The 15,507-nt window shown below is 67.6% G+C and carries 16 protein-coding genes, 2 tRNA genes and 1 pseudogene; 9 read left to right on the top strand and 10 right to left on the bottom strand.

Annotated features, from left to right (window positions below):
- The first annotated feature begins 20 nt into the window (after positions 1-20).
- The gene (locus ASE66_RS19095; protein ID WP_057191304.1) at positions 21-926 is read left to right on the top strand and encodes a DMT family transporter; all 906 of its coding nucleotides are present in this window, start codon (positions 21-23) and stop codon (positions 924-926) included.
- 5 nt (positions 927-931) lie between these two features.
- Positions 932-1,708 carry a DUF1499 domain-containing protein gene (locus ASE66_RS19100; protein ID WP_057191305.1) on the top strand — a complete coding sequence of 259 codons (777 nt, stop codon included), beginning with the start codon at positions 932-934 and terminating at the stop codon, positions 1,706-1,708.
- 133 nt (positions 1,709-1,841) lie between these two features.
- Here ASE66_RS19100 and ASE66_RS19105 read toward each other — a convergent pair whose 3' ends face one another.
- Complete coding sequence (locus ASE66_RS19105; RefSeq protein WP_057191306.1) at positions 1,842-2,780, bottom strand: MBL fold metallo-hydrolase; 939 nt, start codon at positions 2,778-2,780, stop codon at positions 1,842-1,844.
- A gap of 108 nt (positions 2,781-2,888) precedes the next feature.
- Here ASE66_RS19105 and ASE66_RS19110 point away from each other — a divergent pair, with 108 nt between their 5' ends.
- Positions 2,889-3,515: a biotin transporter BioY gene (locus tag ASE66_RS19110; RefSeq protein WP_082613575.1), complete on the top strand. Its 627-nt coding sequence runs from the start codon at positions 2,889-2,891 to the stop codon at positions 3,513-3,515.
- A gap of 75 nt (positions 3,516-3,590) precedes the next feature.
- Here ASE66_RS19110 and ASE66_RS32170 read toward each other — a convergent pair whose 3' ends face one another.
- A complete protein-coding gene (locus ASE66_RS32170) occupies positions 3,591-3,734 on the bottom strand; it encodes a hypothetical protein (RefSeq protein ID WP_156412242.1) in 144 nt (47 codons plus the stop codon).
- Positions 3,735-4,057: 323 nt separating this feature from the next.
- On the opposite strand from ASE66_RS32170, the gene ASE66_RS19115 reads away from it, so the two are divergent.
- Positions 4,058-4,375, top strand: coding sequence for a hypothetical protein (locus tag ASE66_RS19115; RefSeq protein ID WP_057191307.1), 318 nt, complete (start codon positions 4,058-4,060; stop codon positions 4,373-4,375).
- Positions 4,368-5,825, top strand: coding sequence for a methyl-accepting chemotaxis protein (locus tag ASE66_RS19120; RefSeq protein WP_057191308.1), 1,458 nt, complete (start codon positions 4,368-4,370; stop codon positions 5,823-5,825). The genes ASE66_RS19115 and ASE66_RS19120 overlap by 8 nt, the downstream gene beginning before the upstream one ends.
- 160 nt (positions 5,826-5,985) lie before the next feature.
- Here the strand turns inward: ASE66_RS19120 and ASE66_RS19125 are convergent.
- Positions 5,986-6,062: transfer RNA gene (locus ASE66_RS19125), tRNA-Pro, on the bottom strand.
- Positions 6,063-6,244: 182 nt separating this feature from the next.
- Here ASE66_RS19125 and ASE66_RS19130 point away from each other — a divergent pair.
- The 4 genes and pseudogenes from ASE66_RS19130 (at position 6,245) to ASE66_RS19140 (ending at position 8,428) form a co-directional block, all read left to right on the top strand.
- Positions 6,245-6,319: transfer RNA gene (locus ASE66_RS19130), tRNA-Gln, on the top strand.
- A 55-nt stretch (positions 6,320-6,374) separates the two neighbouring features.
- A pseudogene (locus ASE66_RS33990) lies at positions 6,375-6,596 on the top strand (DUF6538 domain-containing protein); the annotation flags it as partial.
- Between the two features lie 21 nt (positions 6,597-6,617).
- Positions 6,618-7,736, top strand: a complete 1,119-nt coding sequence (locus ASE66_RS19135) for an ArdC family protein (RefSeq protein ID WP_057191309.1) — start codon at positions 6,618-6,620, stop codon at positions 7,734-7,736.
- Positions 7,733-8,428 (top strand): hypothetical protein, encoded by a 696-nt coding sequence (locus ASE66_RS19140; RefSeq protein ID WP_057191310.1) that lies wholly within the window; start codon positions 7,733-7,735, stop codon positions 8,426-8,428. Before ASE66_RS19135 ends, ASE66_RS19140 begins: the two co-directional genes overlap by 4 nt.
- 231 nt (positions 8,429-8,659) lie before the next feature.
- Here the strand turns inward: ASE66_RS19140 and ASE66_RS19145 are convergent, their stop codons facing one another.
- The 7 genes from ASE66_RS19145 to ASE66_RS19175 are packed head-to-tail and all read right to left on the bottom strand — an operon-like array spanning position 8,660 to position 15,359.
- Complete coding sequence (locus ASE66_RS19145; protein WP_057191311.1) at positions 8,660-9,961, bottom strand: NAD(P)/FAD-dependent oxidoreductase; 1,302 nt, start codon at positions 9,959-9,961, stop codon at positions 8,660-8,662.
- 2 nt (positions 9,962-9,963) lie between these two features.
- Complete coding sequence (locus ASE66_RS19150; protein WP_057191312.1) at positions 9,964-10,308, bottom strand: cupin domain-containing protein; 345 nt, start codon at positions 10,306-10,308, stop codon at positions 9,964-9,966.
- Positions 10,309-10,335: 27 nt separating this feature from the next.
- Positions 10,336-11,427 carry an ABC transporter ATP-binding protein gene (locus ASE66_RS19155; protein WP_057191313.1) on the bottom strand — a complete coding sequence of 364 codons (1,092 nt, stop codon included), beginning with the start codon at positions 11,425-11,427 and terminating at the stop codon, positions 10,336-10,338.
- A 16-nt stretch (positions 11,428-11,443) separates the two neighbouring features.
- The gene (locus ASE66_RS19160) at positions 11,444-12,643 is read right to left on the bottom strand and encodes a M24 family metallopeptidase (protein ID WP_057191314.1); all 1,200 of its coding nucleotides are present in this window, start codon (positions 12,641-12,643) and stop codon (positions 11,444-11,446) included.
- A gap of 4 nt (positions 12,644-12,647) precedes the next feature.
- Positions 12,648-13,424 carry an ABC transporter permease gene (locus ASE66_RS19165; RefSeq protein WP_057191315.1) on the bottom strand — a complete coding sequence of 259 codons (777 nt, stop codon included), beginning with the start codon at positions 13,422-13,424 and terminating at the stop codon, positions 12,648-12,650.
- Positions 13,421-14,260 carry an ABC transporter permease gene (locus tag ASE66_RS19170; RefSeq protein WP_057191316.1) on the bottom strand — a complete coding sequence of 280 codons (840 nt, stop codon included), beginning with the start codon at positions 14,258-14,260 and terminating at the stop codon, positions 13,421-13,423. The genes ASE66_RS19165 and ASE66_RS19170 overlap by 4 nt, the downstream gene beginning before the upstream one ends.
- A gap of 25 nt (positions 14,261-14,285) precedes the next feature.
- Entirely contained in the window at positions 14,286-15,359 is a 1,074-nt protein-coding gene (locus tag ASE66_RS19175) for an ABC transporter substrate-binding protein (RefSeq protein WP_057191317.1), read from the bottom strand.
- Between the last annotated feature and the right edge of the window lie 148 nt (positions 15,360-15,507).

The raw sequence follows: 15,507 nt of genomic DNA on the forward strand, positions 1-15,507 counted from the left end.
GATAGCCGGAGGCAGCCAGCATGGCCGAGTTCTGGGGCGTGCTGGCTGCCGCGGCGTCGAGCGCCTTCGGGGGCACCTCGATCGGCGCGACCCGCTATCTCGTCGCCTATCTCGACCCGCTGGCGATCGGATCGTTCCGCTTTGGCATCGGCTGCCTGCTGCTCGCGCCGATCGCGCTGATCTCCGGGCAGCGCTGGCCGGAGCGCCGGGACTGGCTGCAGACCGCCGGCCTCGGTCTGCTCTTCTTTGCGGTCTTTCCCGTCCTGTTCAACGCCTCCCTGATCTACACGACCAGCGCCCGCGGCGCTCTGGCGCTATCGACCTTGCCGCTCCTCACGCTCGTGGTCGGCGCGCTGCTCGGTAGCGAGGCACTGACGGCCCGGAAGACCGTCGGCGTGCTGACCGCCATGGCGGGGGTCGGCTTCGCGCTCCTCTCGGGCCTTGGCCAGGCGCCGCCGATGGCGTGGCTCGGCGATCTCCTGATGATCGCGGCAGCGTTCTGCATGGCGCTCTACGGCATCTGGTCGAAGCCGGTCATCCGGCGCTGCGGCCCGATCCCGTTCACGGCGGTCGCGATGGCGATCGGCGCGCTCATGCTGATTGCCGTCTCGGCGCTGCGAGGCAGCTTTGCCGCCGTGGCGCAGTTCGGCTGGCAGCAATGGTCGGCGGCGGTCTATCTCGGCGCATTCGGGGCGGCCCTGACGTTCTATCTCTGGGCCTTCGCCCTCGAGCGCGCCTCGCCGACGCGCGTCGCCGTTACGGTCACGGTCAATCCGGTCACCGCATCGCTTGTGGGGGCGCTGATGCTGAACGAGCCGATCGGCTGGAATCTGGTGGTCGGGATCATCGTCGTCGGCGCGGGTATCTGGCTGGCGACTACCGACGGAGCTCGCGGCTTGCCTTCCTCCCGGTGCTCCGCCACCTAAGAGAGATGCACCGGCGTCTCGTCTTCGAAGAGCCAGTCTCACGCGCGGCGATCTGGAGCCGGCGGCTGGCGCTGTTCGGACTGACGGTCGTTGCGCTCGCCGTGCTGATCTTCCGTTTCGGCCAGCCTTCGGTCGAAAGGCTGGCGCCGATCGCCGGCGCCTATATCTTCGTGCTGCTGGCCTTCCTGCTGGCGCTCGCCGCCTTCGTCAGGATCTGGCAGGACGGGCATCGCGGCATCGCCATCGCCGTGCAGGCCTTCGTGCTTTGCCTGCTCTTGCTCGCCCCGGTCGCCTATGGCGGCTTCCAGCTCGCGACGCTGCCGCTCCTTGCGGACGTCTCGACCGATATCGACGAACCACCGGCCTTCAGTCGCTCGCGCGTCGCGCTCACCGCCAGAGGCGGGATCGTGCCGCCCGATATTCCAGCCGAACGGCGCAAGGCGCAGCGCCAGGGCTATCCGAAGGCGCTGCCGATCGTGCTCGAATTGCCGGCCGAGGTCGCCTACGACATCGCCCGCAAGGCTTCAGTCAACCTCGGCTGGCAGGTTTTGGAAGGCGCGGCGCCGGGTGGGCGCAGCGGGGCAGGGCGGCTCGATGCGGTCGCGCGCTCGCGCGTGCTGCGCCTCGTCGACGACATCACCATCCGCATCCGGCCGCGCGCTGACGGCAGCCGCATCGACGTCCGCTCGGCCTCGCGGCTGGGCGGCTTCGATTTCGGCGCCAATGCCAAGCGAATCGCCGCCTTCGAGGAGGAGGTGAAGCTACTGGTGGAGCTGCGCTGACAGATCGTCCTGCGCTTCCCGTCATTGCGAGGAGCGCAGCGACGAAGCAATCCAAGGCCGTAGAGCACTTCCGCGGCCGTAGAGCACTTCCGCCTCTGGATTGCTTCGCTTTGCTCGCAATGACGGAGCAGCCTCAAGCCAGCCGGTAGCGGCTCGCCAGCAGCGGCGCCTTGTCGTCGCAGAACACGATGCCGCGGGCGACCAGATCCTCGAGCTGGGCCAGCACCGAGAGCGAGGCGGCGCCGCGCAGCGCCGCCGGGAGTTCCTGATAGATCGGCGGTACCATTGCCGCGATCGTTTCGTCGCCGGCCTGCAGACGACTGAGGATCGCCGCCTCGCGCAGGCGGCGGTGCTGGACCAGCCCGCGCAGGAAGCGTTGCGGCTCGCGCACCGGGCCGCCATGGCCGGGCCAGTAGAGTCGGTCCCCACGTCCCCGCAATTTCTCGATCGAGGCCATGTAGGCGACCATCGAGCCGTCGGGCGGGGCGACGATCGAGGTCGACCAAGCCATGACATGGTCGCCCGAGAACAGGGTGTTCTCCTCCGGCAGGGCGAAGGCGAGATGGTTGGCGGTGTGGCCGGGCGTCTCCAGCGCCTCAAGCGTCCAGCCCGGCCCGGAGACGGCATCGCCCTCAGCCATGATGAGATCGGGCGCATAGTCCCTGTCCGCGGCGGCATCGAGCGGGTTGATCTCGCCGAGGACGAGTTCGCGTGCCGGCCGGTGCAGGCCGCAGCCGACGATACGCGCGCCGGTCGCCGCCTTCAGGGCCCGCGAGGCCGGGGAGTGGTCGCGATGGGTGTGGGTGATGACGATGTCGGTGACGGTCTCGCCGGCAATCGCCGCGAGCAGGCGCTCGACATGGCCGGGATCGTCCGGGCCGGGATCGATGATCGCGATGCGGCCGCGGCCGACGATATAGCTGCAGGTGCCGGTGAAGGTCATCGGCCCGCCATTGCCGGCGATCAGACGGCGCACCAGCGGCGAGAGCTGCACCAGCTCGCCCGACGCCGCGCCGGGGTCGCGGTCGAAGTCGAGCGGCTCGTCGGAGGTGTCCTTGGTGGCGCTGGTCATCTGCACATCCGGAAGCGGGCATGATCGCCGGCTTGTCGGCCGGCGGGCCATTTCCTATAGACGAACGAGCCGGGCGTCGACGGCGCCCGAAGAAGAAGGACAAATCCGATGGCCGAGACGCTGCCACTGCCCGCCACCACCATGGTCAACGCTGCCCTGCCGGCCTTGTCGGATCCGCGCACGCGCGTCCTGCGCAATGTCGCGCTCGCCTTCGTCGGCAGCCTGCTCATCATCGCCGCCGCCAAGGTCAAGGTGCCGTTCTGGCCGGTGCCGATGACGCTGCAGACTCTGGCCGTGCTCGGTCTCGGCGCCGCCTATGGCGCGCGCCTGGGCGCCGCGACCGTCGCGCTCTACATCGCCTATGGCCTGGTCGGCCTGCCGGTCTTCACCAACACCCCGCCGGTCGCGGCCGGCCCGCTTTATCTGCTCGGACCGACAGGCGGCTTCCTGATCGGCTTTATCGCCGCGGCGGCGATCGCCGGCTGGGCCGGCTCGCGTGGTGCTTCGCTCTGGCGCCTTGCCGGCGGCGTGGTGCTGGCCGAGATCGCGCTGATGACGCTGGGCTTCGCTTGGCTGGCGCTCGGCGCGCAGATGGCAAGCGGGGCGACCGGCCTCGGTTTCGCCAAGGCCTGGGCTTTCGGCGTGCAGCCCTTCCTGCTCGGCGACCTGATCAAGGCGGCATTGGCGGCAAGCCTGGTCGGAGCCGGCTGGTCGGTGCTGAAGCGCCGCGGCTGAGCCGTTCAGCTTTTACAGAATCAGAAAGCCGGGGCCTGGCCCCGGCTTTTTTTGTTGTCCACCGGTAGCGGGAAGTCAGCCCTGCGGCTTCTGGTCGGTGCAGGCCTTCTTGACCGGCTGCAGGAACATGTCGAGCTCCATCAAACTGCCGCAGCGGTCGCAGCCGGCGAGCAATGTCGTGAGGCCGAGGACGGCGATGAGGCGGATGGCGGATTTCATGCGAGCGCGGCTCCAGATTGCGGCGCGAGCATAGCGAAGCGGCCCGCCGCGCGCCACTCCGCTCCCATTCCGAGGCAACGGCGCGCGGAGCTACATGACCTAACGGAAGTTCGATAGATTCCGAAGATCGCCTCTCCTGTGGCTTCCACTCAGGATTGCATGCAAGACGCTGCTGCGGGCCTGCTGGTCCGATAAAGACCAGTTTTGGCTCGAAGGTGAATACGCATCCACAGTAATCGATCCTGTTTACCACCTGTAAAGTCCGGCGGCCGCACTCTTTTCGACGGATTACCAACTGCGGATCGATGCCGGGGGGGCACGCGATGCGTGAAATCGGTTTCGGGCTGATATTCAGCCTGGCCATCGCCTTGGCCGCCTTTCTGGTCGCTGCCTGGCCCGTTCCTGGGCAGCCGATCGCGGCCTTCTTTCGGTCTGGCACGTCCCAGCCGGAGATGGCGCGTGCCGTCGCCGCGGCCGGGGGCAGCCTCCTCCAACTGGACGGCACCGCAGCCGTCGCGATCAGCGTCGGCGACGGCCGCGATTATGCGACGTCCCTCTATCGGGCGGGCGCCTGGCTCGTCATTGACGGCTCGCTGGCGCAAACCTGCATCCGTCAGGCAAGGAGCCTCGCAAATGGGTGAGGTCGAGCGGCTCCGTGCGCGGTTCGCCAGGCTCCTGATGGCAATTCTGTGGACGAATGTCGGGCTGCTCCTGGTTGCAACGCCATCGGGCGGGCCGGCTCAGTTGAATCTCGCGGCGATGGGCACGGCGCTCGCGATCCTGGGCACCCTCGCCTGGCGGATCGACCGGATCGGCTGGGTTACGCGCCAGGTGTCCAGTGTCGTGCTGGTCGGCCAGGTCATGCTGCTGGTCTATGCCTTTGCCGGGCATCCCTATCAGGTCGACCTGCACATGTATTTCTTCGCCATGCTGGCGGTGCTGGCCGGTTGGCTGGACTGGCGCATCTTCCTGCCGGCGTCGCTCGCCATCACCGCTCACCATCTCGTGCTGAGCTTCGTCAATTCGATGGGTGTGTTTCCGGGCGGCGGCGATCTGCGCCGCGCGCTGCTGCACGGCGCCATCGTGGCGGTTCAGGCGGTGGTGCTGAGCTGGATCGTCTGGTCTCTGCGGCAGGCGGTGGAAGCCTCCGAACACGAACGCACCGAGGCACAGGCGGCGAGGAGCGTCGCCGACGAGGCGCGCCGGGATGTCGCCACGACGACGGCGCAGGCCGCGCATGAGCGCCGCCGCATCCTGCACGACCTAGCCAACGAGTTCGAGCGCAAGATCGCCGGCATCGCGCGGGCGGTGATCGCCTCGATCGCGTCGCTCAGGGCTGCCTCGGAGCAGATGCGCACCGGCGCGGAGGAGGTGTCGCAGCGTTCCATGGCGGCGTTGCAAGCATCGCGCTCGTCCTCCTCCAACGTCGTCGCCATCACCGAGACGACATCGGAACTGGCCAGCTCCTTCACCGAGGTCGACCGCCAGGTGAACGAGGCTGCGCGCCTCGTCGGGCATACCACGCAGCAGGCGCTCACCGTGCTCGACCGGGTCGGCGAACTCTCGCGCAAGGTGCATGAGATCGGCAATGTCACCCAGGTGATCTCGACCATCGCCCGGCATACCAATCTCCTGGCGCTCAACGCCTCGATCGAGGCTGCCAGGATCGGCAATATGGGCGGTGGCTTTGCCGTGGTCGCGCACGAGATCAAGGGACTCGCCGACGAGACCTGGCGGGCGACCGAGCAGATACAGAACCAGATCGACGCGATCGGCCTTTCCGGCGCCGATGCGGTCACCGCAATCGATGCGATGACGGCGACGATCGACGCGCTCAACCAGATCTCCTCCGTGGTCGCGGCGGTGGTGGAGAAGCAGAACGTGGCGACGGCCGGCATCGCCGAAAACGTCAGGCGCGCCGCGGACGAGACGGTGACGGCGGGCGGGCATATCGACATCGTCAGCCGCGTCGCCGAGGAGACCGGCGAGGCGGCCAACCATGTCGCTGATTCCGCCGATGTGCTGTCGCGTCAGTCGGCCGATCTCGACACCGAGGTCGCCGATTTCCTCGGCCGCATCCGGGTCGCCTGAAGCTGTCCTCTCGGCCGGGCCGAAGCAGCGCCCGAACCAGGCGGGCGGGGTCGCGCTCAACAGCGCAGGCGAGGACCGGTGGTTCCCAGGAAATCCGCTGGGCAAGAAAAAAGCCCCGAAGGGCTGTTCTCGCAAGATCTTGGACTATCTCGGGAAATTTTGGTCGGAGTGGCAGGATTTGAACCTGCGACCCCCTCGTCCCGAACGAGGTGCTCTACCAGGCTGAGCCACACTCCGATTAACTGGTGGCCGGCTTATAGCCAGCCCGCCGCCGCAGCGCAACAGCCAAGGATATGGGTTGTGCAATCTTTTCGGCAAAGGGTGGGATCAATGCGGGCCACGCGCATCGCGATCGAAACGGGACGTGCGTGATCCGATGTTGCACGCGCTCGCGACGCGCTCTAGAAGGCAGCGCAGATTGGGGCGTCGCCAAGCGGTAAGGCAGCGGTTTTTGGTACCGCCATTCCCAGGTTCGAATCCTGGCGCCCCAGCCACTTTCATGTAAAGCGCTGATTTACAAGCGGTTCTGCTGCCCTCATAGGTCCGGCAATGCGATTTGCCCGTCCGGTTGCTACAAAGGGCACCATTTTGGCGCGTCTTCTCCGCAACGTCGTCCAACGAAACCGCATCTTTCATTTCCGCCGCGGCATCCCGCTTGATCTACGCCCGCGCTTTCGGCGCCGCGAGATCACCTGCTCATTGCGAACCTCCGAACTTCACCTCGCCGGGATCAGGTCGCGGGAGCTATATTTAGCGGCAGAATCGCTCTTCGACGAAAGCCGCTGCGACCCCATGCTCTCAGACGACCAGCTCGCGGCCATCGTGCAGGATTTCTATGGCTACGTTCTCGAACAGGAAAACAAACTGCGGCTCAGGCATGGGCGCATCCCGGAGGAGGTTCGAGTCCGACGCGCCGAGCACTTCAGCACCGTCGCCAAGCAGGCGCGCGCCGACCTCGGCGCTAACGAGTTCGGCAGTGTCGCCTTCATCAGCGAGGCAATGTTGCGCAAGCACAAACTCGCCGGTCAGCTCGACGAGACGAGCCGGAACCAGGTCTCGCAGGTGCTGATGCGCGGGGGCATTGAACTCGCCGAAGCGGTCAGGGCTCGCTACGAAGGCGATTTCAATTTCGAGCCACGTGACAAGCTGCTGGCGCGGAAGGTCGAGGCCTTGTTCGCGGCGCCGGCGAATAAGGGCTTCGTCGCACCCCACTGGCTGACCTTCAAGCAAGCCCAAGCGCTCGGCGCCCAGGTTCGTAAAGGCGAGCGGGCCAGCCAGGTCGTCTATGCCGGGACGCTGAACCGGACCGAGATCGACGAGGCCGGGGCCGAGGTCGAGCGCGGCATCCCCTTCCTCAAAGCCTACGCCGTCTTCAACGCCGACCAGATCGACGGCTTGCCGGACCGGTTCATCCCACGGCCGCTCGAGGCTATCCCCGACCACACGCGCAACGCCCAGGCCGAGGCATTCGTCGCCGCAACGGCAGCCGATGTCCGCCATGGCGGGCCCCGGGCCTATTACAGTCCCAGCGGCGACCACATCCAGATGCCGCCGTTCGCCAGCTTCAACGAAGCCGAGGGCTACTACGCCACGCTTTGCCATGAACTGACCCATTGGACGGGCCATTCGACCCGCCTCGACCGCGACCTCAGTCGCACACGCTGGGGCGATGCCGCCTATGCCGCCGAGGAACTCCTGGCTGAACTCGGGGCCGCCTTCATCTGCGCCCAGCTCCAGCTCACGCCGCAGGTCCGCGAGGACCACGCGGCCTACATCGCTTGCTGGCTCAAGGTCCTCAAGGCCGACAAGCGTGCCATCTTCACCGCCGCCGGCCAGGCGCAGCGCGCCGCCGACTTCCTCCTCGCCTTCATCCACCCGGTCGAGCCGCTCACCGACGGCCTACCTTCATGAAGCGGCGCAGCGCAACCGACCCCAACCAACTCGGCTTCGACCTCCTGCTCGCCGAGACCGACAAGGCGAACCAGGCGGCTGCGCTCAACCGTGCCATCGGTCACCTTCCCAGCTCGCTGGAAGCGGCCTTGCCCTATTACCGCGACTTCATCGCCCGGCATCATGCCGCGATGCTGGCTGGCGACGGAAAGACCGCCATCGCGCTTCGTGAGGAAGCCGGCCATCTCGCCTTGCGCCTCAATCACGGCGAGCCGGGCATTCTCGCCGGCCCCGATGCCCCTGGCTGCCAGCTTGCCGATCTCACCGCCGCCGAGCCCGGCACAGTTCCAAGCTGGGGCCAGCAGGGCGAGTTCATCCTCAAGGTCGCCGGCATCCGCGTCCTCATCAATATGAGCGGCCTATTCGGCATCGGCGCGCGCTTCATGACGTACCTGAGCTTCAGCGCTCGCGCGGTCGACTGGGACCAGCCGTTCCTGAGCGAGCCCGGCTACCGCAGCTTCATGGGCACCAACGCGCCACTCGTGCCCGGCTTTACCCCAGCTGGCTTTGCACGCGCAGTCATCGGCAATCACGTCGCCACCACACTGAAAGGCAAGCTCGTCGCGATCACACAGCAGTATCGACCGACAGACGCGCGATGGGCAGCGCCGCCCGGCTCTGATAGGACCGCCGGTACAGATATCGATCTCTAACAGCCTGCACGTCTTGGGCACCGGTTTTCCAGAACCCCTCCCGTACGCTTCCAGAATCCGATTGTGGAAGCGCAGCAGCCTGAAATGCCGGCCGAGAGTCGAGTGCGCCGACGACCCACCTCGGACTTCGCGCATGTCGGCGCCTGGCCCATTGCCGACGTCTAGGGAGTCTGCTTTCGGGCAATCTGATCGCGGGCGCCGGGTTCGTAGTGCCACCGAGCTTGGCTGATTTCAACGGCCGAACCCATCGAGCAACCGGTTCCATTTCATGCCGAGGTCGAGCACGGCGCTCCGGGCGAAATGGAAGGGGAAGGGCTTGATCGGCGTGTTCGGCAGGCTGGTCGTCTCCGGCTTGCCGGCGAGGTTGCGGCCGAGCCAGGCGCCGCATCGGTTGGCCAGCGCGACACCGCGGCCGTTATAGCCGACCATGACATGCAGATCGTCTTCGAGCGCGTGATAATGGGGTAGATAGTCGAAGGTGATGCCGACCAGCCCCGTCCAGCGATAGGCGATCGGCACGTCGCGCAGTGCCGGGAGGATGCCGTGGAGCACCCCTTCCAGCACCGAGTAATCGGCGATGTCGCGCGCGGTCTCGCGCGACGACAGGAAGGAGGCGCGCCCGCCCAGCATCAGCCGCCCGTCCGGGCTGCGGCGGAAGTAGAGGACGAGCCGGCGGCTGTCATAGACCGTCTCGGCCCCAGGCAGAATGCCGGCATGCTCGGGGCCGAGCGGCGCGGTCGCGATCTGGAAGCTGTTCACCGGTAGCAGAGACTGCGCGAGGCCGGGTACGAGCGCGTCGCTGTAGGCATTGGTCGCGACGAGGACCTTGCGGGCGAACAGCACACCGTCGGGCGTCGGGATGCGCCAACGGCCGGCCTCGCGCCGCAGTGACAGGGCCGGCGAGTTCGGAAACAGCTCCGCGCCGGCGCTGCGGGCCACGCGGGCCAGCTCCCGGGCGAGATCCAGCGGCTGGACGCTCGCGCCGCGCGGATCGTAGAGGCCGCCGAGATAGCGTGTCGTGCCGACGCGCCGCTCGACATCGGCTGCGTCGAGATCCAGGGCGGCGACGCCGGCCTTGCGCAGCCCGCCGGCGGCCTGCCGCACGCTGGCGAGCGCGGCGGGATGATGCGCCAGGCGCAGCAGACCCGGCCGGGCGAAGCGGCAGGCGAGCCTCTGGCGTTCGACCAGCTCGGCGAGGAAATCGGGCGCCTCCTGCCCGAGCCGATGAAGCCCGCGCCCGGCTTCGCCATAGCGGGCCGACAGCGCCGCTTCGTCGAGCTTGACGCCGGGATTGACCTGCCCGCCATTGCGGCCGCTCGCGCCATAGCCGATCGGCCCGGCCTCCAGCAGCGCCACGGAGGCGCCGATCTCGGCGGCATGCAGCGCCGCGGACAGGCCGGTGAAGCCGCCGCCGACGATCGCGATCTCGACGCTGCGTTCGCCGGCGAGCGGCGGGGCCGAGAATGGCTCCGCCGAGGCGGTAGCGAGCCACAGGCTCTCGGGCTGGGCAAGCGTCGCGGCGCCGTCGGCCATGGTCAGCGCAGGCGCACGAAGAAGTGCTTGGCCATCGGCTCCAGCACCTCCCATGTCCCCTTGAAGCCGGGATTGATGACGAGCGTCGCGCCGGGCACGAGCTCGGTCCGGGAACCGTCCTCGCCGCGCACCACGCCGCGGCCGGACAGGATCGTCATGAACTCCCATTTGTCATAGGCGATCGTCCAGCAGCCGGGGGTCGACTCCCAGCGCCCGCTCGTCATGCCGTTCTCCGAGAGATAGAGCCAGCTGCGCCAGGTCGGCTGGCCGTGGAGGATGCGCTCGGGCGCCGGCGCGCTGTCGCGCGGCTCGGCGCTCGCATCGTTGAAGTCGATGATCGTGGGCATGGAAAGGGCTCGCTTGTTGGCTTCTGGTCAGCGCGGCGGGAAGAGCAGGGCGTCCCGCTCGTTCCAGCTGAGTCGGACGGTGTCGCCCGCCTTGAAGCGCGCGGCCTCGCTGACGCGCCCGTCGCGGACGATCATCGGGCCGAGCTCGGTATCGATGGTCAGGCGCACGGTCGCGCCCATAAATTCGCGCAGGGCGACGCGGCCCGGAATGGCGTTGCAGGGGGGTGTGTCCTGCAATGCGGCGAGCCGCAGAGCCTCGGGGCGGATCGCCATCACGGCCTGCGCCTGCGCAGGCGCCGCTGCACGGGAAGTGGTCGCGGTGAACAGCGCGCCGGGGATGCCCGTCGGGGCGACGGTGGCGAGCGGGCCGTCTTGGCCGCGCATCGTCACGTCGATGAAGTTCGACTCGCCGACGAAGCCGGCGACGAAGGCCGAGGCCGGGTTCTCATAGATCTCGTCGGGCGTCGCGAGCTGGCAGATCTTGCCCTCCGCCATCACGGCGATCCGGTCGGACAGCGCCAGCGCCTCCTCCTGATCATGCGTGACGTAGAGCACCGTCACGCCGAGATCGCGCTGGATGCGCTTGATCTCGGTCTGGAGCTGGTCGCGCAGGCTGCGGTCGAGCGCACCCAGCGGCTCGTCCATCAGCAGCACGGGCGGCTCGAAGACGAGGGCCCGGGCAAGCGCGACGCGCTGCTGCTGGCCGCCTGACAGCTCGGCGATCCGGCGCGTGGCGAGATGGCCGAGCGAAACGATGTCGAGCACCCGGCCGATAGCCTTCTCGATCGCCGGCTGCGTCCATTTGCGCATGCGCAAGGGGAAGGCGACGTTCTCGAAGACGTTGAGATGTGGGAACAGCGCGTAGTTCTGGAAGACGACGCCGAGGTCGCGCTTTTCCGGCGGGAGACCCGCGATGTCGCGGCCGTCGATCGCGATACGCCCGGCGTCGAGGTCGACGAAGCCGGCGACCGCCATCAGCGTCGTCGTCTTGCCCGAGCCGCTGAGGCCGAGCAGGGTGACGAACTCGCCCGGCGCGACGTCGAGCGAGACATCGTCGACCGCGACGAAATCGCTGTAGCGCTTGCTGAGATGGCTGATCTGGACTGCGGCGCCGGTCATGCTCGTGTCCCGCCGCTCACCAGAAGCGCATCGTCGCGTCGGTCAGGCGTTCATAGCCGTCGGGCGTGATCAGCACGGATTCCTCGTAGTCGCCGAGATAGCCGTCCTGCATGATCGTGCGCTCGACCGAGAGCACCATGTTCGGGACGATTGGCGTCGTCACGCCGCGCGCCAGCCAGGGATCGTCCCAGCCCAGCCCGATGCCGTGGCCCATTGCCGAGAACACGCCATCGACGGCAAAGCCCATGGATTTCTGCTTGTCGAGGCCTGCCGCGCCAAGATCGCCCGCAGTGGCACCCGGCCGGATCGCGGCCAGCGTCGCCTCGATGCTGGCGATGGCCGACTCGAACAGCTCGACCTGCCGGTTGGTGACCGGGCCGACGGCCTTGGAGCGCGCGAGGTCGAAGACATAGCCGTCGACCGCGCCCGAAATGCCGAGCCGGATCCAGTCGCCATCGGCGAGGCGCTTGTCGGAGCCCCAGGTCGGGAAGTTGCTCTTGGCAAAGCGCGAGGGATCGCCACCGCGGCCCGAGGCCATGAAGGAGTTGTAGAGCATGCCGCCGGCGGGAACGAGATAGTTCAGGCCGGCCGCGACGACGTCGCCATGCGAGGCGCCTGTGACGGCGGCGTCCATCATCGCCTCGATCATGCGCGAGCCGATCGTGGAGGCGCGGCGCAGCAGGGCGATCTCGGCCGGCGACTTGATCGAGCGCAGGTTCATCAGCAGGTCGTCGGCGGGCTCGATGACAAGCTCGGGCAGCGCGGCCCGCAGCTTGTTCAGCATGGTGAAGGTCAGCACGTCGCCGCCGACGAGGCCGATGCGCGCGCTGCCGAGCCCGGCCGTCTTCAGCGCCTTGACGGCATCGTCCAGCACGAAATCGGAATAGGTCACGCGGCCGTCGGCGAGCCGGATGCGTCCGTCGTCGGGCACGTCGATGACGAGCTCGGGGACCTCGTCCACGGGCAGGATCAGGAAGGTGTGGGCGCGCGCCGACCAGTTCCCCTCGAAATCCGGGATGAAGGGGAAATGCGTGTAAAAATTCGTGAGGTAGAGCACGTCGGCATAGCGGTCGAGCGTGCCGCCGCCACGCGAGCAGACCAGGAGGCCGGCGAGCCCGCGCGCCTTGGCGGTCGCGATCGCCCGCCGGCGGCGCTCGACGAACTCCTCTGCCGGGACGGTCGGCTTTCCGACCGATGCGGTTGCGTCTGCAGTCATGGGATCATTTCCGCTTGAGGAACCAGAACAAGGCGAGCAGCAGGCAGGACACCACCAGCAGCAGGCAGGAGGCCGCCGCGACGATCGGGCTGATCTCGAAGCGGATGCCGCTCCACATCTGGACCGGCAGGGTGGTTGCGCCTGAGCCGCTGACGAAGAGCGCGACGACGACCTCGTCGAAGCTGGTCAGGAAGGCGAAGATGGCGCCGGCTGCGATGCCCGGAGCCAGCACCGGCAGCGTCACGCGAAGGAAGGCGACGAGCGGCGTGGCGCCGAGGCTGCGCGCGGCGTTGACCATGCGCCAGTCCATCGATTGCGCGACGGCCGAGACGTTGATGACGACGAAGGGCAGCGCCAGAATGGTGTGCGCGAGCACGAGGCCGGGGACCGTCGCGACCAGCCCGAGCTTGGCGAAGGGCGAGTAGAGCGCGGCGGCGGTGATGATCGTCGGGACGATCATCGGCAGCAGGAAGAAGAAGCTGACCAGCCGGTTGGCCCGGCGCGGGAGGCGCGCGAGCCCGAGCGCGATCATGCTTCCCAGCAGGGTCGCGAGCAGCGTGGTGACGACGGCGACCATCGTGCTCGTGATCAGCGAGCCATACCATTCTGGCCGCTCGAAGAAGGCCTCGTACCAGCGCCCCGAGAAGCCGCGCGGCGGAAAGGTGATGAAATCCGTCTGCGTGAACGAGATCGGCGCGACGATCAGGGTCGGCATGATCAGGAACAGGCAGAGCAGGCCTGTCGCGCCCGAAAGGATGCCGTTGCCGAGGCCCTTGGTCATCGCGCACCCCAGAGGCGGCCGAGGCCGAAGAAGCGGTCCCCGATCCAGTAGAGTGTCACCGTGGCGGCGAGCAGCACGGTCGAGAGCGCGGCGGCAAACGGCCAGTTCAGCGTCTGGTTGATGTTGAACTCGATCAGCTGTGCGAGCAGCAGGTCGCGCGGGCCGCCCAGGATCGCCGGCACCACGAAGAAGCCGAGGCTGAGCATGAAGACGAGCAGGAAGCCGCCGAGCACGCCGGGCAGCGTCAGCGGTACATAGACCTTGAGGAAGGCCTGGGCGGGCGAGGCGCCGAGCGAGCGCGCCGCCCGCATCACCGCGGGGTCGAGCCGGCTCATCACGGCGGCGAGCGGCAGGACCATGTAGGGCAGCATGATCTGCGTCATGCCGATCAGGACGCCGGTGGTGTTGTAGACCAGCGGCACCGCCCCCTCGATCAGGCCGAGCTGGCGCAAGACCCCGTTGATGACGCCCTGCGGGTTGAGCAGGATGATCCAGCCATAGGTCCGCACCAGCAGATTGGTCCAGAACGGGATCAGGATGCAGACCAGGATCACGGCCTTGCCGATGCCTCCGGCGCGGTTGAGCTGATAGGCCAGCGGGTAGCCCAGCAGCACGCACAGCATCGCCGTCTGCGCGCTCAGCAGCAGCGTCCGCCCGACGACGCGCAGATAGGTCGGCTCGGTGAAGATTTTCACATAGTGCACGAGCGCACCGGCGCGATCGCCGAAGCTGGTCGCGACCAATTGCGCGACGGGCCAGACGAACAGGCCCGCAACGAGCAGGAAACCCGGCAGGATCAGGGCCGCCGGGACGGCGCTGCGCAATCTGGCGGACATCGCCGCTCCCATCGTCCCGGTCGGCTCAGGAGAGCTTCCAGGCGTTCACTTTCTCGGTCGCGGCGGCGAGGTTGGCGCCCCACCACTTCTCGCCCATGACGACGGCGTCCTTCATCTGCGGGCCGCCGGAGAGGATGGCGGCGCGCTCGGCCGGGATCATCTCGAAGGCCTTCGGGACGACGGGGCCGTAAGTGTAGGCCTTGGCGATCGCGGCCTGCGCGTCGGGCGTCAGCGCGAAGGCGAGGAACTGCATCGCCTGCTTGGCGCGCGGCGCGCCCTTCGGCACCACCATCGCCGACCAGGTCAGGAAGGCGAGGTTATTGGCGATCTCGATCGGTGCGCCGTTCTTCTTGGCGCTCAATGCCCGCCCGTCTGGGACGAGACCGATCACGGCCTGGCCATCGGTGATGAACTGCTCGGCCTGGGCATTGGTCTCGTAGAACAGGATGTCGTCGCGGATCGTCGACAGCTTCTTCAGCGCGCGCTCGATGTCGAGCGGATAGAGCGCCGAGGGAGCGACGCCGTCGGCGAGCAGGGCCGCCTCCAGGAACGCGCCGTTCGCCTTGGAATAGAAGGCGCGCTTGCCGGGGAATTTCTTGGTGTCGAACACGTCGGCGAAGCTCGCCGGGCCGGGCGAGAACTTCTTGTTGTAGGCGATCAGCCGCGAGAACAGCACCTGGGGCACGGAATAGGGCGTCACCAGATCGGTGGCGGTCATGATCGGCGTCTTGTCGACGACGGTGAAGTCGATCGGCTCGAGCAGCTTCTTCTCCGCGCCGATCCACTGGAAGTCCGGCAGCACCTCGACGATGTCCCATTCGGTCTTGCCCGCCTCGACCATCGCCTGGATGCGCCCATAGGCGTTGCCCGAGACGGTCCGGATGGTGATCCCGGTCTTCTGCGTGAACGGCTTGAACCAGGCCTCGCGCATCGCCGCCTCCCAGGAACCGCCCCAGCTCGCGAAGACGAGCTCGCCGGACTGCGCATTCAGGATCGACGGGGCGGCGACGGAAGCCAGGGCGGCCGTCGACAGCTTGAGGAGATCGCGGCGGCTGGCGCCGCTACGGGGCCGGGATGTCCAGTCGCGAGGGGACGTCATGGGGCACTCCTTCGATCGCGTCCTGCAAGGTTCGCCTGCAAGCCGCATTGGTATGAACCAATCCATACCATATCAGGTTACGCACGCGATCAAATGCTGTAAAGGGGAATTTCGGATACCAAATTCCGGCTTGCGGCGCCTGGATTGG

Source organism: Allobosea sp. Root483D1 (assembly GCF_001429505.1).
GTDB lineage: Bacteria > Pseudomonadota > Alphaproteobacteria > Rhizobiales > Beijerinckiaceae > Allobosea.